The organism is Bacteroides clarus YIT 12056, from assembly GCF_900129655.1.
GTDB classification, from domain to species: domain Bacteria; phylum Bacteroidota; class Bacteroidia; order Bacteroidales; family Bacteroidaceae; genus Bacteroides; species Bacteroides clarus.
Window position 1 is genome coordinate 364380 of record NZ_FQWK01000004.1, and the last position, 21509, is coordinate 385888.

Below are 21509 nucleotides of genomic sequence, written 5' to 3' on the forward strand. Positions count from 1 at the left end.
CTATGTAGATTAAAAATTCAGTGCTCGTATGTCGGAAAATATACAACGTCTATAAACACAAACAAAAAACCTCTACAACTATATTGCAGAGGCTTCTTGTGATCGCGACAGGATTCAAACCTGTAACCGGCTGATCCGTAGTCAGCTACTCTATTCAGTTGAGCTACGCGACCCTTTATTATTAACAAAAGTGTGACCGCGACAGGATTCAAACCTGTAACCGGCTGATCCGTAGTCAGCTACTCTATTCAGTTGAGCTACGCGGCCTTTTTGTTTAACGGGTGCAAAGATACGTACTTTTTCCGAATTAGCAAGCGATACGCAAACTTTTTTTGAAGAAAATTACTCGATAAACCGGTAATTAAACAGCTGCCAACCGAGTGTCAATCCCACATTCCACTCCTTTTTCGGTGAGCTATAATGATTTACATATGCAGAGATTGCCCCAAAAGGCAATTGGCATATCACAGAAATTTCTCCCATATATTCAAAGCGTGAGAACGCTTTTCCATAATAAGCCTTGTTCAAAGCATTCTTTTTGATAGGAAATATCGGCATGAAACCATAAAATTCGGAACGGAACTGGAACATATCATTGAGAACAAATATAGGTTTAACTCCCGCCGCCAAAAATTGATTAGCCCGGAATGCCTCATTATACATCAACTTACTATGAGGAGTAGGAGAAAAATCCGCCGCCTGCAACATTGTTGCCGTATAATTCTCCGAAAAATTCTTCGATGAATACAGCATTTCCGCCATCCACCCCAAAGTAAACTTGGGGCTCATAGTATGATAGGCATACTTCATATAAGAGATTTGCAACCAAGACTGCCGGTCTTTAGTTGTAACGCTCGTCTCTGTCGGATTTCCCGGAATGAATCTTTCTTTCCCGCTAAAGACCTGTGCCACCAGCTTTTCAAAATACCCTTTCGTAGCATACTGTCGCGCATTCAACGTACTCCCATAAAATCCGATAGCTCCTCCCAAAAGATTATAAGTGCTCTTATCCGAACGGTCCTTATCGAAATTGATTACGCTGGATTGAAAGTAATTATCTTGCAACTTTCCGTATCCGATACTTATTTCCGCCCGTTTATTGGCTAAAAAAGGCAAGGCTACCATCAACTTTACAAAACGCTCGTCTTTAGAATTGAACGAGGGCTTATCGTTTTTAGAGAAAAGCTTGTCTTTCTTATAATAATCGAATGTACTTAAAGAAGCGATAAGGCGATAGGAAGTCGGAATACGGGTAGGAAGGTCTATTTTAGCCATAAGTTGCGCATTATTATACACCTTGCCAATCTGCCCGTCGAGAGTGATTTCTTTGGAATAATAATTCAAGTTCTGATAGCCTAACCCTAAATAAATCTGGTTGGAACTGGTGGTCGAAACACTTCCCCCCATCCGTACAGAGAAATTATCTTCCATCTTCACTTTCAGATGCAGTGAATACAGGTCACTTTCAGTATCATAAACCGCATGCGGGATAATCTCCGAAATCATATTATCGGATAGCAAACGGAAATAACCACGTTTTAAATCCTCGTATGTAAACACTTCGTGGTCTTCATCATGAAATTCTTTCTTGATATACGCCTGCTGCTGCGGGTTCGCTCCTTCTATATAGATGTCCCTGAAGCGGAATTGAGGCAAATTGCTTCGATACACCAGACGCCTTAAACGCACATTCTCAGCATTGACCCTCCGATGAATACGGCCTTTTATGGAGTCCATCAAACTTATAGTCCGGTTGTAGCCGATATCGTGCAACTCCTGCAGACGGTCAAAATCCAGAAGACTCACATCATCGTACTTGAACGTCATAATAATACCTAAAGAATCCGGAAGGGTATAATCCGTCTTCTGCATAATCATGTTTTCAAGCTGACTCATCAAATCATTCTCTTTCGGTTTACTGGGATTAGCGGCTACCACACTGCCTATAATAACTCCCGGCCGGAAGTCCTCACGCATAATGTCTGTCGGGAAATTATTATAAATACCACCGTCATAAGCCAAAACGCTATCAATCTCTATCGGCTTGAAAACAAACGGAAAACTCATGGAGGCACGCACCGCATCTCCCAAGTCTCCTTTACGCATAATCAGCGGCCTTTTATTATATACATCGGAAGCGATACAGCGGAAAGGCACGAACAACCGATTGAAATCACCGTTGCACGCTGCCGTAGCGCGTGCGAACAGTTCCACAAAGACCAGATTCATCTGGATGGGATTTACCATGCTTGTAGGAAGTATCTGAGGCTTGATGTGCAACGAATCCTTAAAAGAGAAACGGATATTGAAAAACTCCGGAGTCGGCCGGTTCTGCTTAAAATAGTATCCGTATTTAGGCTCTACCTGACCCGAATACCAGCGTTTGAAGTCTTCGGAACGCAACAAAGCCTCCATATCGTCAGGGGAATATCCCATAGCATATAGCGAACCGATGATAGCTCCCATAGAAGTACCGGTAATGTAGTCGATAGGGATATTATTTTCCTCCAAAGCGCGGATGATACCGATATGCGTCATTCCCTTTGCACCGCCGCCACTCAAAACAAGTCCTACTTTCTGGGCTTGCGCAAGCGGCAGAAGCAATAAACAGACTGATAAAAACAAAAGAAATCTTTTCATGAATGCAGTTTCGAGTGAAATATACTAATTTATTCAATGTTCAAATATAAACAATAGTTTCCAAAAACCTCGTATCCAACGGAAAAAAATATATTCATTACGAAAAAACAAACAAAAAAAGGGCATTACAACTCATGCGAGTTGCAATGCCCTATATAATAGAAATCTAAAGGGGCTTATTTAATCAAGTCGATACTTCTCTTGACAAAGTTGTTCAGAGCTTCACCCTTCAGCATGCCGTTTTGAAGCAACGCCAAATCAATAAGCTGGCGGACAACTTTATTTTGGGCGGCATAGTTGGCAAACAGACCTTCTTTCTGAGATTTCAATTCTTCCCATTTCTTGTCCAAGTCGTTCACTTCATCCTTTTCTGCCGTAGGAATGTCTTCATCTTTCTTGCCTTCCTGCTTCTTTTTCAGGTCATTGCGACGATTGTTTACATCGTCCATTTCTTTTTGAATCGGAGCAACGGCAGCCGCACATTTCTTGTCTTCATCAGCCAAAATCTCTTTTACCAACTTATGGTCGGCATTCAATACCAGATTGAACATGTCCGGCATTTCACCATAGAAACTCATTCCGGCTTGGATATTAGCCATTTCTTTCATACGGCGCATGTACTCGCTTTGAGTAATCATGACCGGTGAAGCGTTTTCACCCAAAGCCTGAGCCATCACGTTGAACTCTGTCTTTTCCATCTGTGGCAGCTGGCTCTTGAAGATAACAGAGAGAGCTTCCTGCTTACCGGCTTCCAAAACATCGCTTTTCTTGTCTTCCTTCACTATCAGGTTGTCAACAACATCACTGTCTACACGGGTGAAACGTACTTTCTCAAATTTCTGTTCCAGCATGCTTACCATGGCAACATCAAGTTGGCCGTCCATCAACAGTACATTATAACCCTTGTTCTTGGCAGCCTCGATATAGCTGTATTGCTCGTCTTTGTTGTTGGCGTACAAATAAATCAGGTTACCGTCCTTGTCCGTCTGATTATCCTTTATCAAGGTCTTATACTCTTCAAAAGTATAATGCTTGCCGTCTGTATCGGAGAGAAGGGCGAAATCCTTTGCTCTATCATAGAAATCCTCTTGCGTGAGCATTCCATAGTTGATGAAGATTTTCAAATCGTTCCACTTCTCTTCAAACTGTTTGCGGTCGTTCTTGAATATGGATTGCAGACGGTCGGATACTTTCTTCGTAATATATGTAGAGATTTTCTTAACGTTAGAGTCACTCTGCAGATAAGAGCGGGATACGTTCAACGGAATATCCGGTGAATCGAGTACGCCGTGCAGCAATGTCAAAAAGTCCGGTACGATGCCCTCTACGGAATCCGTTACATATACCTGGTTGCAATAAAGCTGGATTTTGTTCTTGTTCAGCTCTATATTGCTCTTTACCTTCGGGAAGTACAAGATACCTGTAAGATGGAACGGATAATCCACATTCAAGTGTATCCAGAACAAAGGTTCATCGGACATCGGATACAGGTCGCGATAGAACTTCTTGTAATCCTCGTCTTTCAATTCGCTGGGTTTCAGCGTCCACAACGGATTAGCGTCGTTAATGATATTATCTTCGGCTGTTTCAACCTGCTTGCCGTCTTTCCATTCTTTCTTCTTGCCGAATGCAACGGGAATAGGCAGGAAGCTGCAATACTTCTTCAAAAGAGAAGAGATGCGCGCTTCTTCAAGGAATTCCTTGCAATCGTCGTCTATATAAAGAACGATATCCGTACCGCGTTCTGCCTTGTCCGTATCTTCGATTGTAAATTCCGGACTACCGTCACAAGTCCATTTTACGGCTTTAGCGCCATCCTGATAGGATTTGGTGATGATTTCAACTTTCTTGGCAACCATGAAAGCCGAGTAAAAGCCAAGTCCGAAATGACCAATGATGGCATTGGCGTCATTCTTATATTTCTCCAGGAAGTCGTTGGCTCCCGAGAACGCAATCTGATTGATGTATTTGTCTATTTCTTCTGCTGTCAAGCCGATACCATGATCGGATACGGTAATCGTATCCTTACCCAAAGACACGTGCACTGTCAAATCACCGGCTTCACCCTTAAACTCACCGATAGAAGCCAGTGTTTTAAGCTTCTGCGTAGCATCGACGGCATTAGAAACTAACTCACGAAGGAAGATTTCATGATCACTGTACAAAAACTTTTTGATAACGGGGAAGATATTCTCTGTAGTTACCCCAATATTTCCTTTTTGCATACTAAGTTTATATTTTTCAGATTTATATTTTTATTGTTTTGGCAAACTGAACACAAAAAAAATGCCAGTCCCGAAGAACTGACATTTTGACTGTTTTATTATAAAAGCTTGTTACGCTTTGGTTATACTCAACTCGTCTTTTTCCTTATCGGCAGAGACACAAATCGTATCACCGAGCTGTAATCCAACAGATATAATCAGCTCCGAAAGTCCGTCTTCCAGATAATTCTGAATGGCACGCTTCAACGGACGGGCGCCGAACTGCACGTCATAACCTTTGGCAGCAAGGAATCTCTTGGCTTCATCATCCACAACCATCTTATAACCAATGTTTTCAACACGCTCATATAAGCCCTGCAATTCTATATCTACAATCTTCGTGATGGCATCCAATGAGAGTTGGTCAAACGTTATGATTTCATCCAGACGGTTCAGAAACTCAGGAGCAAAGGTTTTGTTCAATGCTTTCTGAATCACGCTGCGCGAGTGCTCGTTATCATCCGTACGTGCCTGTGCCGCAAAACCTACACCACGGCCGAACTCCTTTAATTGGCGGGTACCGATATTTGAAGTCATGATGATGACTGTATTTTTAAAGTCAATCGTTCTGCCATAATTGTCAGTAAGACGTCCTTCATCCAATACCTGCAACAAGATATTGAACACATCCGGATGAGCTTTCTCGATTTCATCCAACAGTACTATGGAATAAGGCTTCCGACGTACTTTCTCCGTTAACTGTCCGCCTTCCTCATAACCGATATAGCCCGGAGCCGCTCCAATCATACGCGATACCGTATACTTTTCCATATACTCACTCATATCAATACGTATCAGCGCATCGCTGGAGCCGAACATGTATTTAGCCAATTGTTTGGCCAAATGCGTTTTGCCCACACCGGTAGGGCCGAGGAACATAAACGTTCCGATAGGACGATTAGGGTCTTTCAGGCCTACACGACTACGTAGAATCGCTTTGGTAAGTTTCTCTATTGCAGCATCTTGAGCTACAACCTTTGCCTGTAAGTCTTCTTTCATGCCCGCAAGCTTAAGGCCTTCCGCCTGAGCCATACGTTGTACCGGAACGCCGGACATCATGGATATGACATTGGCAATTTCTTCCTCACCGACAGTCTGGCGGTCGTCTTTGAGACGAGCTTCCCATTCCGCTTTCATTTCATCCAAACGAGCGGAAAGTTCTTTCTCTCTATCCCGATAGCTGGCGGCCAATTCAAAGTTCTGCGACTTTACGGCTTCGGCCTTCAAAACACGTGCATCCTCTATCAGCTTTTCCTGTTCTTCAATCTCTTTGGGAACATTGATATTCGTCAGATGCACACGCGAACCCGCTTCGTCCAAAGCATCGATGGCTTTATCCGGGAAGTTACGGTCAGTTATATAACGCTCTGACAACTTGACACATGCTTCTAACGCTTCGTCTGTATAGCTCACATTATGATGGTCCTCGTACTTCTCTTTTATATTCTTCAGTATCTGAAGAGTCTCTTCCGATGTAGTGGGTTCCACTATAACCTTTTGGAAACGACGCTCCAAAGCACCGTCTTTCTCGATATTCTTTCTGTATTCATCAAGAGTGGTAGCGCCGATACACTGTATTTCACCGCGAGCCAAAGCGGGTTTCAACATATTAGCCGCATCCATAGAACCTGCAGCAGCACCGGCGCCTACAATGGTGTGAATCTCATCGATAAACAAGATTACGTTCGGATTCTTCTGCAACTCATTGATAATGGAGCGAATACGCTCTTCAAACTGTCCGCGGTATTTGGTTCCGGCCACAACAGAGGCCATATCGAGCATTACCACTCGCTTGTCAAACAAGATGCGGGATACTTTCTTTTGGACGATGCGCAATGCCAGCCCCTCTACGATGGCCGATTTACCGACACCCGGCTCACCAATCAATACAGGATTGTTTTTCTTACGGCGGCTCAATATCTGCGCCAAACGTTCTATCTCACGTTCACGTCCTACAACAGGGTCAAGTTTGCCTTCTTCTGCGGCACGGGTCATGTCCGTACCGAAGTTATCCAAGACCGGAGTATCGTTGGAAGGCTTCTTCGATGCAGTCTGCGCGGAAGAAGCCGCTCCCTGTCCTGCATTGCGAGAAGAATGGGACATATTCATGTCTTCATCATCATCTTCCTCTTCTTCCGGAAATCCCATACCTGCATTCGGATTAGTAGACTGCATGGTAAGCTGCTCAAATACAGATTGATAACTTACTTGGTTTTCTTCCAGAACAGTAGCGGCCAGGTTATCTCCATCTTTCAATATGGCCAATAGCACATGTTCGGTATCAGCGGTCGCACTCTTTAAAATACGCGCTTCCAGCATACACATCTTCAATATTTTAGCGGCCATTGGCGACAATGGTACATCCGCATCGGGTAACAGGGTGTCGTCTTCGGCATCCTTCAAGAAGCTTTCAATGCGTTTTTTTACTTGCTTCAAATCTATATCGAGTCTCATCAATATCTCGATAGCTTTTCCACCGCCGTCACGTAACATGCCGAGCAGAAGATGCTCCGGACCGATATATCTATTTCTCAGTCTGTTAGCTTCTTCCTTGCTATAAGTTATAATATCAGAAACTCTTTGTGAAAATTGATTGTTCATATATTTTTTATCTCCTTAATTAAAGGTTTTGAATTTACAAAGATACGCATTTCTTTATATCGCGTACCATAAACTGATTTAATAATATACAAATCCCGTGCCATAAATCATAATCTACCGGTTTTCCCTTCTACACCTTATATTATAATGCACGATGATACCGCCCGTACCAACGATTGGTACTCGATGTACCAACCTAAGAAACTTCATGTACCTGAGCTTGGTACGGCTCGTACCTTAGTAAGGTACACCGTGTTCCAAAGGGTGGTATTTGTTTGGTACCGTATCTGTCTTATTCTTAACCGGTTATATATTCAGTAGGGAAGAGGATACCCTAACAAGGCCGTAAGCCTGGAATTCTGCAACAAAGTTTATGAGGGAAAACTTTTGTATATCGTAAAAAAGCAGTACTTTAGCGTGGTTTTTCACAAACCCGCAAATGTATAATTAATAATCTTTTTAAATGCTTGAACAAGACAGAATTATAAAGATTAACATCGAGGAGGAAATGAAGTCTTCGTACATTGACTACTCTATGTCGGTCATTGTTTCACGTGCCCTTCCGGATGTTAGAGATGGTTTTAAACCTGTTCACCGAAGAATTCTTTTCGGTATGATGGGACTGGGAAATACGTCGGATAAACCCTATAAGAAATCTGCGAGAGTTGTCGGTGAGGTATTAGGTAAATATCACCCGCACGGTGACTCTTCCGTGTACGGAGCTCTCGTCCGTATGGCACAGCCTTGGGCTATGCGCTACATGCTTGTAGACGGACAAGGTAACTATGGTTCTGTAGACGGAGACAGCGCAGCCGCCATGCGTTATACGGAATGTCGCTTGCAGAAGATTGGAGAAGAAATGATGCAGGATCTTGATAAAGAGACTGTTGACATGCAAACCAACTTCGACGACTCGTTACTGGAGCCGACCGTAATGCCTACCCGCATTCCAAATCTACTCGTAAACGGTGCTTCCGGTATCGCTGTAGGTATGGCCACAAATATGCCGACTCATAATCTATCCGAAGTGATAGACGCCTGCATCGCATACATTGACAATAACGATATTGACATTGAGGACTTAATGACTTATGTCAAAGCTCCCGATTTCCCGACAGGCGGTTATATCTATGGCATGAGCGGTGTGCGCGAAGCCTATCTGACAGGCCGCGGACGTGTCGTAATGCGTGCCAAAGCGGAGATTGAGACAACTTCCACTCACGACAAGATTATCGTCACCGAGATTCCTTACGGAGTGAATAAGGCCGAATTAATCAAATCTATTGCCGATTTGGCCAACGAAAAGAGAATAGAGGGCATTTCCAACGCCAATGATGAGTCTGACCGTGAAGGCATGCGTATCGTCATCGACGTGAAGCGTGACGCCAACGCCAGCGTAGTACTGAACAAGCTCTACAAGATGACATTGTTGCAGACGTCTTTCGGTGTAAACAATGTGGCATTGGTACATGGACGTCCCCGTTTATTAAACCTGAAAGACCTTATCAAGTATTTCGTAGAGCATCGTCACGACGTAGTTATCCGCCGCACACAATATGATTTGCGTAAAGCTAAAGAACGCGCTCATATTTTAGAAGGTTTGATTATCGCATCGGACAATATTGACGAGGTAATCAAAATCATCCGTGCCGCCAAAACTCCAAATGACGCAATCAGCGGGCTGATGGAACGCTTTGAATTGACTGAAATTCAATCACGTGCCATTGTAGAAATGCGTCTGCGTCAGCTAACCGGACTTATGCAGGATCAGCTTCATGCCGAGTATGAGGAAATCCAAAAGCAGATTGCTTATTTGGAAGAAATCCTCGTTAACGATGAGCTTTGCCGCAAGGTTATCAAAGATGAATTAATCGAGATTCAAAATAAATACGGTGATGAACGCCGTTCTGAAATCGTTTATTCATCGGAAGAATTCAATCCGGAAGATTTCTATGCGGATGACGAAATGATTATCACCATTTCTCACATGGGATATATCAAGCGTACGCCGTTAAGCGAATTCCGCGCGCAAAACCGCGGTGGAGTAGGTTCTAAGGGAACAGAAACACGCGATGAGGACTTTGTAGAGCATATTTATCCTGCAACAATGCACAATACCATGATGTTCTTCACTCAAAAAGGTAAGTGTTATTGGCTGAAGGTCTATGAAATACCCGAAGGAACGAAGAACTCCAAGGGACGTGCCATTCAAAACCTGTTGAACATAGACTCTGATGACGCCGTAAATGCATATCTGCGCGTGAAGAACCTGAACGACCAGGATTTCATCAACAGCCATTATGTACTGTTCTGCACAAAGAATGGTGTTATTAAAAAAACATTGCTCGAACAATATTCCCGTCCTCGCCAAAACGGTGTCAATGCCATTACTATTCGTGAAGACGACCGCGTAATCGAGGTACGCATGACTAACGGTAACAATGAAATTATCATTGCCAATCGTAACGGACGCGCTATTCGTTTCCACGAAAACGCAGTACGCGTAATGGGACGTACAGCTACCGGCGTACGTGGTATGACACTTGATGAAGACGGACAAGACGAAGTTGTTGGAATGATTTGCATCAAAGACCCTGAAGCCGAAACTATCATGGTTGTGTCAGAGCAAGGATATGGTAAACGTTCTGATATTGAGGATTATCGTAAGACAAACCGTGGCGGTAAAGGCGTAAAAACCATGAATATTACCGATAAGACCGGTAAGCTGGTAACAATCAAGTCTGTAACAGATGAGAATGATTTAATGATTATCAATAAATCAGGTATCACCATCCGTCTGAAAGTAGCTGATGTCCGCATCATGGGACGTGCCACCCAGGGAGTACGACTGATAAATCTTGAAAAGCGTAATGACGAGATCGGTTCCGTATGTAAGGTTACCTCCGAAAATGAAGAGGATATTATCGCAGAAGAAGATGACACCGCATCAGAAGCCCCTCAAAACGAAATAAATAATGAAAATGAAGAATAGACATAATATTAATTTAAAATTTTCTACAATCATGAAAAGAGTACTATTTTCAATGGTTTTACTGCTTGCTGCCGGCTTCACTTTTGCTCAGGAGAAGAACGTAAAAGAAGCTAAAAGCATTGCCAACGAAGTAAAACCAAACTTTGCCCAAGCAGAGAAACTTATCAATGGAGCCTTGACGAATGCCGAGACTAAGGACAACGCTGAGACATGGGATGTAGCAGGATTTATCCAAAAGAGAATCAATGAGAAGGAAATGGAGAATGCATATTTGAGAAAACCTTATGATACTCTTAAAGTGTACAACAGCGCATTGAACATGTGCAAATACTACTTTAAATGTGATGAGCTTGCACAAATTCCTAATGAAAAAGGTAAAATCAAAAACAAATACAGAAAATCTAATAGTGCTGCTATATTAGCCGCACGTCCTAATTTGATTAATGGCGGTATCCAATTCTTTAATCTGGATAAGAACAAAGAAGCACTCGATTTCTTTGCAACTTATGTAGATGTTGCCATTAATCCGATGTTTGAAAAAGAAAATCTGCTTCAAACAGATACCGTATTGCCTCAAATTGCTTATTATGCAAGCTTAGCTGCAGCCAAAATGGAAGATTACCCAAGTGTGCTGAAATATGCTCCTTATGCAAAAGAAGATAAAGAAGTGGGTAAATATGCCATGGAATTTATTTCTACAGCATTGAAAGCTCAAGGCGATACTATCAAATGGATTGCTTCCTTGAAAGATGGTATTCAAAAGTATCCTGAACATTCATTCTTCTTCGGCCATCTGATTGATTATTATAGCAATAACAATAAGTTTGACGAAGCAATGCAGTTTGCAGATGATATGCTGGCTAAGGATCCTAATAATACATTTTATTTGTATGTAAAAGGATATCTTTATCATAACATGAAAGATTATGATAAAGCTATTGAGTTCTACAAAAAGACTATTGAAGTAGATCCTAACTACGCAGAAGCATATTCTAATTTAGGTTTAATCTATTGCTTGCAAGCACAGGATTTCTCAGAGAAGGCTACTACTGATGTCAATGATCCAAAATACAAAGAAGATCAAGCTACACTGAAAGTCTTCTATGAAAAGGCTAGACCTAATTATGAAAAAGCAAGAGAACTGAAACCTGATCAGAAAGATTTATGGTTGAATGGACTGTACCGAGTATACTATAACTTGCAAATGGGTCCGGAATTCGATGAAATTGATAAGATGATGCAATAATAATAAAAAGAGAGATAGCTCACATTTTGCGCTATCTCTCTTTTACATATTTTATTTATAGTGATATTCTATGAGAGGAGTAGTTATTTCTTTTTTTAGTAATCTCCTTGATATATTAAACATAATCACGATTATAAATAAAATCACAAAAGTAATATTTAGCTTTGCGCCATACCTAAAATAAACGGTTATGGCGCATTTTTTTCTAAGAAGTATTCAAAGCGGTTTCGCAGAGTGATTGTTCATTATATGGACTATAACAACTGTTTTCACCGCAAAACTTTCAAGGATTGTACCCTTATCGAAGCGTCTGACGTTTTTAAGGCTTATGCTGTATCTTTTGGTTGGACTTTTTTAAGTTATGAGACATTTGATTATTAACTTTTAATCTTACGATTATGGATAAAGTAAAGACCTTATTCTGTATAAGTACTTATTAATGTTAGATAAATTAAGGCTGTCCATAGATAACCAATAATGGCGTATCAGAATGAAAAATCATCTTTCTGGCAATTCCTGGATTGAATAAACGAGAAAATATATTTCGTTTATATGATGTCAATGTAATAATATCTATCTGGTTGGTTTTAATATAGTTATCTAAGCTATTAAGAAAATCATCATTTTTCACCACATCATAGTAAATATCCAATTGCGGATATTGTTTTTGAAAATACTCCTTAATACCACCTAACTTTATCTCATTCCAAGTATCTTTTACATCAGCAAGATGTATTAAAGATACGGAAAAATGAAATGGTTTCAAACTATTAATCAATGAATCAAAAGCTATTAAATCACGTTGATCAAAATTTGTAATAAATGCGATACGCTTGACTTCGCTAAACTGCTTAAATGGTGTATTCTCAGGAATAGCTAAAACAGGTACACGGCTACGTTCAATAATTTCGGCCGTTACACTACCAATCAAATCAATATCCTTTTGATTTTTACCACGTGTACCCATAATAATAATCCTTGGACGGTTTTCTTTAGAATAGCGCAATATTTCTTCTTCCGGAATACCTTCCCTTAAGACACAAGTATACTTTACATCAGGAAATTCTCCGGAAGCGACTTTAGCTTTTACCTTATCGGACAAAGCGTTTAAATCCGAATGCACCTTTTGCAATATGTTTCTTACATTTTCTTCATCACTCAGTTGATAATTAAACACATCACCGTATGGTAATGATGTCGCATAGATAGGTGTAAAATAAACATGAAGTAAAATAACTTCAGCATCTATATTTTTTGCAAAATTAAAGCCGAATTCGCAGGCTTTCAACGAATAGTTTGAAAAATCGACAGGAATCACAACCTTGTTACTTCCTTTCTCTATTTTAGGGGCCTTCTCTCCTACTACTTCTTCAGACAGCCATGCTGAGCTTTCAGTGATTTTCAGAGCATGCGGTAAGTCACTTTCTTTTATACGGACACGTACCCCGGAAGATACAACCGGCTGTATCTGATTCACATTATGGATGTAAGTCTCAATACCCTCATTCTCAAGGACATTCTTCAGTATCTGTGCCTTGGCATACGTCAGAATCGCTAATGTTACTAATTTATCTTCCATAAGTCATCTTATTATATCGTTTATAAAACACACAAGAAATCCCAATTGTTTCTCAGCAATTGGGATCCTTTTTTACTTTCTCTTCTTAAGCCTGAACGGGTTCAGCAGTTTCACCTGTCATTTCGTCTAAAATTTTTAAAGCCCGGTCAAGAACGGTAGTATCATCAATCATTACTAAACCGCCATCCGGACCGGGTTCCAAATGAATCCCAACGCTTTTACCTTCCTTAAAGTTATGACCACCAAAAAAATTTCTTACAGTGTCAACGTTAAGTCCGAGTTCATCGGCTATTCTATGCATACTACCGCTAGGTAATGAGTCTTTGATCTTACGGAGTTCATTAAATGTTATTGTTCTCATATTCATAAATTTAATGGTTAATACTTTGGATATTTCTTTATCACGCTATAAACTTAAGGAAAAAAAAAGATAAAACAAACTATTTACTTGTATTTTTCCATTATATGTTTAACATTTCCATAAATATAAAAAGAACCCGCATGAAGTAAAAGAAACCTGTTTTCTTTTACATATCATACGGGCTTTATATTCAGCTATAAGCTTATCCTAAATCACTTCTATTGCAGAAGCAGGAACCCATCCCACTTTACCATCTTCTAAACGAATTTCTTTCCACTCACGCATAGAATTATCCTTAATTTCAATTTTATGTCCCTCATGCAGAACAAACAAACTAGTACCACTCTCACTAGGAGTACTACGTACTGTGACACTTGGAGACAAGATTATGGCATTATTTCTATTCATCAACTCTGTTTTTTGTTCTGAAGCGAAAACATTACTTAATACAACAAATATTAAGAATACAATTCCCGCAATAAATCCACTTTTCTTCCATACGATCTGTTTGGAAAAGAAGAAAAGAGAAAAGGATACAAGCAGAAGAATAAAAAATGCGACGCCTAATTTAGCCCAAGCATCTACACTTAAGCAATTTATCAAAGATTTAGTCCAAGTAACAAAAAAGATATCAGGTACTGAAACGACCTTATCTATCGTTTTAGAACGTGCAATCTCCAAATTCGCACGCACATCAGCATTTCCCGGTTGCAACAACAAAGCGCGTTCATAATTCAAAATAGCTTTGGCTATATCATCAGTTTTATAATAGCTATTACCTAAATTATAATAGATTTCGGCCGCTTCCCCTTTTGTCAACAGACTCTCGTAAATTTGAATAGCAGAAGCATAATCATTTCGCATATATGCACTATCACCTTGTGCTTTTGTTACATTATCATCTGACAGTTTAGTCGCAGCGAATTCTGTATGTGAGCCTATGGAAACAGAGTCTTTAGCAACAGCCAAAGTATCTTCTGTGGCTACATCTTGTCCCCAGACAACTAACACCATTAAAAAACTCAAGGTTAAGGATATTATTTTCTTCATTATTGTGTCCTCCCAATTAATGTTTTATAGAGTTTTCCATTTTACTGATAACTTCCAAAGAGTCCGAATAAACCTTATCCATGGCCTGATTATCATCTCCGGGAGCGAAACGGGCAAACTCACAATTATTCAATGCAGCAAGGAAATCTTTTATCAATACTTCATCCACACCATATTTGCGAAGTTCCCCTTCAATATTATCTTTAGACAAACGTGAAACCGGAATACTCAACTTATCACTAATATACCCCCACAATGCCTTCAAAACCTCATCATAAAAGGCATCTTTCTTATTATCAACCAATAATTTACCAGCCAGCTTCATACGTTTTACAGCTACTTTATTTGCTTTCTTCGTACGCATTTTAGCAACATTGGCATTGGCAGCAATTTGTTTACGATAAATAACAAAGAATAGGATAAATGCAATACCAGGCACAATATAGAATAACCAGCAAAGCAAAGAGCCAAAGAAAAAGTCACCCTTCTGAGAAAGCGTTACGTTATTCTGCTTAATATAACGTATATCCTCATTCAGAACCTTTAAATCTTCCTTATTAGTGAAGTTGGCAATAGTTTGAGCGGCATTACCGCTACCTTTTTCAACATGAAGCTCATATTCCTCGGTTGTTAAAGTCTTATATTCCCGAGATTTAATATCAAAATAACTGAACTTCACAGCCGGAATCTTATACGTTCCCGCATTACGGGGAATAGCAAGATACTCAATTACCTGGCTACCTGAAAGCCCGGCATTTGTCAAACGGAACTTATTATCAACTTTCGGATCATATACTTCAAAGTCTTCAGGGAATTTTACTTCCGGAGTAGAAATTAATTTCAAATTACCTGTACCGGAAATAACAAGCTTCACTGTAACAGCATCATTTGTTTTAACATTCGTGCTATTTATAGAAGAAGAAATACTGAACTCTCCCACTCCGCCAGAGAACCCTGCGGGCTTACCTTCCGGTAAAGCTTTCACGTCAACTGTCAATTGAGGAGTCACTAACGTTTTCTTTACTTCCACATAATTATTACCACCATTGAAAAATGCCTCAAAAGGATCGTCTACATGAGTAGCTTTAGCTATCGATGCGTCAAAGCGCGCCGCATCGATGGTTATCTTTCCCGATTGTTGCGGAAATAGTACAAATTGGCGATATACAGTTGTTTGATAGTTTCTTCCTTTATAATGTTCAAGGCTCCACTTGCGGTCATTAGGCAGTTCTACTTCTTGCGAATGAAACCCCTTAAAATCAGGAAGTTTCACATTATCAAAACCACGCAAATCCACTAAAGTATATATCTTATACGTCAACAAGAACGCCTCTTGCTCATATAAATTTGTCTTACTGGCCGTAGCAGTAATAAACAAATCACTATTTGAAACTGACGTTCCTGATGAAGCACGGCTTGTCGAACCGCTTTGTCTTCCACCATTTCCGGAAGCTCCCCCGCCCGCTTGGTCGGCAGGAAGTACATTTATGTGTACAGAATTGGAAACCATTTGGTTACCTTCAGCCGTTATAGTGGCCCCTGGAATAGTAAAACTCCCCTCTGCAGTAGCCATTAAAATGTATGTAAATGTAATACTGCTGGTAGAGGTTGTTTCCCCATTAATAATCTGTACACTTTTTTGTTGGGAACGACTCGGCCCCATAAGCACATCAAATCCTTTTATGGAAGGAGTCCGGAAGTCCCTCACTTTCTGTGTAGTCACTGTATATGATAGCCTGAACTGATCACCTACCGCCACAGCATCAGGGGCAGACGCAGTAAACGATACCTTACCATCGGCAAAAGCATGTATACTGACTATCATCAGTGCCATCCATAAGAAAACTATTTTTCTCATATATATTTCTTATTATATTTATTACCAATCCTTTTCTAAACGACCACCTTGGATAACTTGCTGTTTTTTAACCTTATCCTGTACGTCTTTTTCATCCTGCATCACAGAATTCAAAAGTTGTTCGGCATTTTCTTTAGACATCTCATTGTCCTTTTTCTGCGGCTGAGGTGGTTGTTGCTGATCTTTATTCTGTTGCTGGTCTTTATTCTGCTCTTGCTTATCCTCTTGTTGATCTTGCTTCTGCTGCTGTTGATTTTGATCTTGATTTTGCTGGTTCTGCTGCTGGTCTTTCAACATCTTCTGAGCCAAAACTAAATTATAACGTGTTTCATCATCCTTCGGATTATTACGCAATGACTGTTTGTATGCTTCTACCGCCTTTGCATAATCCTTTTGCGACTGAAAAATCACTCCCATATTATGATACATCTGAGCCAATCCATCCTTGTTCTTTTCCATTTTCGTGGCAGCAACATATTGTTCCATAGCCTCTTGCAACTTATTCTGCTGCGCCAGTGTATTTCCAAGATTAAACATAGAAACTGTAGACTGAGGGTTCACTTCCAATGCCTTACGGTAATTCACTTCAGCATTGACATACACGCTGTCTTTGAAAAAGCGGTTTCCTTTACGAATAAAATCACGTTCGGCTTTTTGAGCCGAAGCCGTAACTGCCATCAACAGCAGTAAAACCAATCCTATATATCTCTTCTGTAACATACGCATCATTTCTTATTGGAAAATAAATGAATATTACGGAACAAAGGGTTTTTACGTTCCAATATCAGCATTTCAGCCAATAATAACAATAAAATAATCCATGCCACAGCCTGGAATTGCTCATTGAATTCTGTATATACCTGTGTTTCCACATCAGCCTTCGCCATTTTATTGACTTCCTGACTAATCGCCTTTTGAGCGCCGTTTGTGTTGTCTACACGCACATAAATACCATTACCGGCCTTCGCTATCTCCTGACACATCTGTTCGTTCAGGCGGGTTACAATCACATTCCCGTCACGGTCACGACGATAATCATTGGTTCCTTCCGCCGGAATAGGTGCTCCTTCGGGCATACCCACACCAAGTACATTCACCTGAATACCTTTCTCGGCAGCAGCTTTGGCAGCTTCTACCGCACCACCTTCATGGTTTTCACCATCAGTTATGACAATCACCGCACGCCCTACACCTTCTTGAGGCGTAAAACTGCGGGAGGCTAAATTAATGGCTGCCCCAATTGCCGTACCTTGTTTAGAAATCAATGACGGATCAATGGATTCCAAAAACATCTTGGCTGATATATAATCACTTGTGATAGGAAGTTGCGTAAATGCATCACCTGCAAATACAATCATACCTACCTTATCATTTTCCATTTTATCCACCAACTGTGCCACCAGTCTCTTCGCCTTCTGCAACCGGCTGGGCTGCACATCTTGCGCTAACATCGAATTGGAAATATCCAATGCAATCATCACTTCCACTCCCTGACGCTTCACTGTTTCCAGTTTAGAACCGAACTGGGGACGAGCCAACAGTACGGCAAACAGTCCGATAGCAGCAAACACCATCCAAAATTTTACATCCGGACGGTATTTGGATACATCCGGCATCAACTGTGCCATCAGTACCGGATCACCGAATTTACGGATATTCTTTCGCCGCCGATAATTGGAATATAAGTAGAAGGCTGCCAACAAGGGCAACAACAGCAACAAGTACAAATATGCAGGTTCTTCAAATCGAAACATCTTCTTATTTACTAATTTACGATTTACTATTTACTAAATTTGCGTACGATACAAAATATATCAGAGGAAAAGTCTGCAATTATTACGGTATCTTCTTCAATATAGAGTTACGCAACAAAACTTCCAACAGCACACACAAGAAAGCCGCCAGCGCAAACCAACGATATTCTTCCTGACGTTTACTATATTCTTTTACATTCAGTTTCGTTTTCTCCAGCTTGTCTATTTCCTCATATACCTCTTTCAGCTTCGAATTGCTCGTAGCACGAAAATAATTGCCATCCGTTGTCCCGGCAATTTGTGTCAGAGTCTTTTCATCAATCTCAACCGGCATATTGACATATTGCACGGTTCCGCCTACCGGATAAGGATATGGAGCCATACCGTTGGTTCCTACACCGATAGTATAAACACGGATACCAAAACTTTTTGCTATCTCGGCGGCCGTCAACGGAGATATCTCTCCTCTGTTATTCGTACCGTCTGTCAATAGAATGATTACTTTAGATTTGGCTTTACTGTCTTTCAGTCGGGTAACCGCATTGGCAATACCCATTCCCACTGCCGTACCATCCTCGATAAGACCACACTTTACGTCTTTTATCAAATTCAGCAGAACGGCATGGTCTACCGTCAGCGGACACTGCGTAAAACTCTCTCCGGCAAACAGCGTGATACCGACATTATCATTCGGACGGCCATTGATGAACTCGGCCGCCACATCCTTGGCCGCTTCCAAGCGGTTAGGTTTCAAATCCTCGGCCAACATACTGGTAGAAACATCGATAGCAAGCATTATATCAATACCCTCTATTTCGCTATTCTGCCAGCTATCGGTAGTTTGCGGACGGGATAAAACAATAATAATCAGCGCTAAAGCAATTATCCGCAATGCAAACGGCGCATGCAGCAAATAGTTCTTATAGCTCTTAGGGGTATGTGCATAAACACGAGCGTCCGAAATCTGAAGTGTAGCCTCACTATTCTTCCTCTTCATGATATACCATACTATATAAGGTATAAGCAACAGTAGCAAAAATAAATATTCAATATTGGCAAAAACCATGATATTTACAATTTTACAAATTACGATTTATGATTAAAGCGCACTTCCACTTTTGCATCAGGCAAAATAGTTGTACAACTCCAAACCTATATATACCAGAGAACCGACAAGAGCCGCCGCTAAAGCAACAATTCCTGCGCCAAGCAATATCTTGGTACGCAAAGAACGTTTTTCAATAACAGTAATCTCAGTAGGTTGCGGTTTAGCATTTTCATCTTCTTTCTCTTTCGTATCGTTGATGAAGTCAATCGCATTAATCAAATTAGCGTCATTCTCATTCATCAGCGGGTTATGCTTGGCAAACTTCACTAAATCCGCGGTCTGGAATAGAGTACGCAAATCGGATATCGCATCCTTATCATTCATTTCCAATAACTTATCAATGATTTCGGAAGAAGTCATCTCCAATGCATTGAAGCCGAAACGATCTTTTATATAAGTACGAATAGCATCTGTCAATTCCGTATAATATTCCTTCGACTGCCCCTTCTGCCATACCTTCTCACTCTTGATGCGTTCTATCTCCTGCATTGCCAATTGATGTGGCGGTAATTTGGGCTCGACTTTCACCTTACGTATAATCGGTTTGTTATCACGGATACGTTTCACGAGGTAGATAAGCAATAACAGAAACGGAGCGAACAGTACGGCACAAGCGATAGCCATATACCAGTCTTCCCACGCAAAAGGCGCTTTCATTACCGGTTTCGGGCCGAAGAACTGATCGGGATGCAATGTATCCACCGGCATGGAATACACCTTTAACGCCAAAGCCTTGGAACGGTATGCCTTATTATCGACAAGCACTTCCATTGGCGGCAAATAGTAGAGTGCCGAGTCAAAGGAAGTAACAGTATACTCCTGGGTAATCAGCGAGCGCCTGCCGTCATTCAGCATTTGCGTATCCGGCTTGGCTATATCGATAATCTCCACTCCACGCACCAAAGTATCGGTATAAACGGGAAAAATAGCACGCTTATCGGTGTCCAATGATACTTGGAGTTTAATTTTAGCCTGCTCTCCAATAAGGATTTGCAAGGAATCAATTGTAGCATCCACCGTCACCGACTGGGCTACTGTCCTACCCGTCAATGCTGCCAACAATGTTATCAGAAATAAATATCTTTTCATTTTCCGATTAATTTCTTTTCGCAAATAAATTCATCAATGCCTTAACATAGTCCTGATCCGTACGTACCGACACATTGTCTACATTGCTTTTGGTAAACGTATCGTTCAGCTCCACCTGTTTGTTTACCCACCAATCATGGTGAGCACGCCGTACAGCGCGCGAAGAAGTGTCAATCCACTGCTCATGTCCTGTTTCCGCATCTTTTATTTTCATCAGACCTACGGCCGGCAATTCTTCCACACGACGGTCATATACTTGGATAGCCACGACATCATGCTTACGATTGGCGATAGTCATGGCATTTTTAAAACTCTCCTGGTCGATAAAGTCTGATAAAACAAAAGCAGTACAACGACGCTTCATGACATTCGTTAGATACTCCAAACCGAGACGGATATTGGTTCGGCGACTTTCCGGATGGAAATCGAGCAACTCACGAATGATATATAGTATATGTTTACGCCCTTTCTTGGGTGGAATGAACTTTTCTATCCGGTCTGAAAAGAAGATAACGCCAATCTTATCGTTGTTCTGAATGGCAGAAAAAGCCAACGTAGCAGCAATTTCCGTCACCATATCTTTCTTCATCTGCTTTACCGTACCGAATTCCAAACTACCGGAAACATCTACCAGCAACATTACAGTCAGTTCACGTTCTTCTTCAAACACCTTCACAAAAGGTTTATGAAAACGGGCCGTTACATTCCAGTCTATGTCGCGTATATCGTCGCCAAACTGATATTCACGCACTTCGGAGAAAGCCATACCTCTACCTTTGAAAGCCGAATGATACTGGCCTGCAAAGATATTATTGGATAATCCGCGTGTCTTTATTTCAATTTGACGGACTTTTTTTAAGAGTTCTGTTGTTTCCATTGATTTATTTAAAATAATCCCATTAACAAAAGACCTTAGCATTTGCTCCCGACAGGAATACCCTTAAGTTTACGTCCTATAAGCCTAAGG

Annotated in this window: 14 protein-coding genes and 2 tRNA genes; 2 read left to right on the top strand and 14 right to left on the bottom strand. The window is 40.9% G+C overall.

What is annotated here, in order from left to right:
- Positions 1-99: 99 nt before the first annotated feature.
- The 5 genes from BUB52_RS08945 to BUB52_RS08965 form a co-directional block, all read right to left on the bottom strand.
- A tRNA-Arg gene (locus BUB52_RS08945) sits at positions 100-173 on the bottom strand.
- Between the two features lie 20 nt (positions 174-193).
- Positions 194-267 (bottom strand) — tRNA-Arg (locus BUB52_RS08950).
- Positions 268-342: 75 nt separating this feature from the next.
- Positions 343-2640, bottom strand: a complete 2298-nt coding sequence (locus tag BUB52_RS08955; RefSeq protein ID WP_009120898.1) for a patatin-like phospholipase family protein — start codon at positions 2638-2640, stop codon at positions 343-345.
- Between the two features lie 176 nt (positions 2641-2816).
- The gene (gene htpG, locus BUB52_RS08960) at positions 2817-4865 is read right to left on the bottom strand and encodes a molecular chaperone HtpG (RefSeq protein ID WP_009120897.1); all 2049 of its coding nucleotides are present in this window, start codon (positions 4863-4865) and stop codon (positions 2817-2819) included.
- 111 nt (positions 4866-4976) lie between these two features.
- A complete protein-coding gene (locus tag BUB52_RS08965) occupies positions 4977-7505 on the bottom strand; it encodes an ATP-dependent Clp protease ATP-binding subunit (RefSeq protein WP_009120896.1) in 2529 nt (842 codons plus the stop codon).
- Positions 7506-7968: 463 nt separating this feature from the next.
- Between BUB52_RS08965 and gyrA the strand changes: the two genes are divergently transcribed.
- Positions 7969-10497 carry a DNA gyrase subunit A gene (gene gyrA / locus BUB52_RS08970; protein WP_009120895.1) on the top strand — a complete coding sequence of 843 codons (2529 nt, stop codon included), beginning with the start codon at positions 7969-7971 and terminating at the stop codon, positions 10495-10497.
- On the top strand, positions 10481-11743 hold the full coding sequence (locus BUB52_RS08975) for a tetratricopeptide repeat protein (RefSeq protein ID WP_009120894.1): 1263 nt from the start codon (positions 10481-10483) through the stop codon (positions 11741-11743). Before gyrA ends, BUB52_RS08975 begins: the two co-directional genes overlap by 17 nt.
- 451 nt (positions 11744-12194) lie before the next feature.
- Here the strand turns inward: BUB52_RS08975 and BUB52_RS08980 are convergent, their stop codons facing one another.
- From BUB52_RS08980 to BUB52_RS09020, 9 genes are all read right to left on the bottom strand, one after another.
- Positions 12195-13322: a universal stress protein gene (locus tag BUB52_RS08980; protein ID WP_009120892.1), complete on the bottom strand. Its 1128-nt coding sequence runs from the start codon at positions 13320-13322 to the stop codon at positions 12195-12197.
- An 85-nt stretch (positions 13323-13407) separates the two neighbouring features.
- Complete coding sequence (locus tag BUB52_RS08985; RefSeq protein ID WP_009120891.1) at positions 13408-13689, bottom strand: hypothetical protein; 282 nt, start codon at positions 13687-13689, stop codon at positions 13408-13410.
- Positions 13690-13890: 201 nt separating this feature from the next.
- The gene (locus BUB52_RS08990) at positions 13891-14733 is read right to left on the bottom strand and encodes a tetratricopeptide repeat protein (RefSeq protein WP_009120890.1); all 843 of its coding nucleotides are present in this window, start codon (positions 14731-14733) and stop codon (positions 13891-13893) included.
- A 16-nt stretch (positions 14734-14749) separates the two neighbouring features.
- Complete coding sequence (locus tag BUB52_RS08995; protein WP_009120889.1) at positions 14750-16591, bottom strand: BatD family protein; 1842 nt, start codon at positions 16589-16591, stop codon at positions 14750-14752.
- Positions 16592-16612: 21 nt separating this feature from the next.
- Positions 16613-17320, bottom strand: a complete 708-nt coding sequence (locus BUB52_RS09000; protein ID WP_009120888.1) for a tetratricopeptide repeat protein — start codon at positions 17318-17320, stop codon at positions 16613-16615.
- Positions 17317-18345 (bottom strand): VWA domain-containing protein, encoded by a 1029-nt coding sequence (locus tag BUB52_RS09005; protein ID WP_009120887.1) that lies wholly within the window; start codon positions 18343-18345, stop codon positions 17317-17319. Before BUB52_RS09005 ends, BUB52_RS09000 begins: the two co-directional genes overlap by 4 nt.
- A gap of 82 nt (positions 18346-18427) precedes the next feature.
- The gene (locus tag BUB52_RS09010; RefSeq protein ID WP_009120886.1) at positions 18428-19411 is read right to left on the bottom strand and encodes a vWA domain-containing protein; all 984 of its coding nucleotides are present in this window, start codon (positions 19409-19411) and stop codon (positions 18428-18430) included.
- Between the two features lie 57 nt (positions 19412-19468).
- A complete protein-coding gene (locus BUB52_RS09015; RefSeq protein WP_009120885.1) occupies positions 19469-20542 on the bottom strand; it encodes an ETRAMP family protein in 1074 nt (357 codons plus the stop codon).
- 7 nt (positions 20543-20549) lie between these two features.
- Positions 20550-21419 (bottom strand): DUF58 domain-containing protein, encoded by an 870-nt coding sequence (locus BUB52_RS09020; protein WP_022219081.1) that lies wholly within the window; start codon positions 21417-21419, stop codon positions 20550-20552.
- Positions 21420-21509 lie beyond the last annotated feature (90 nt).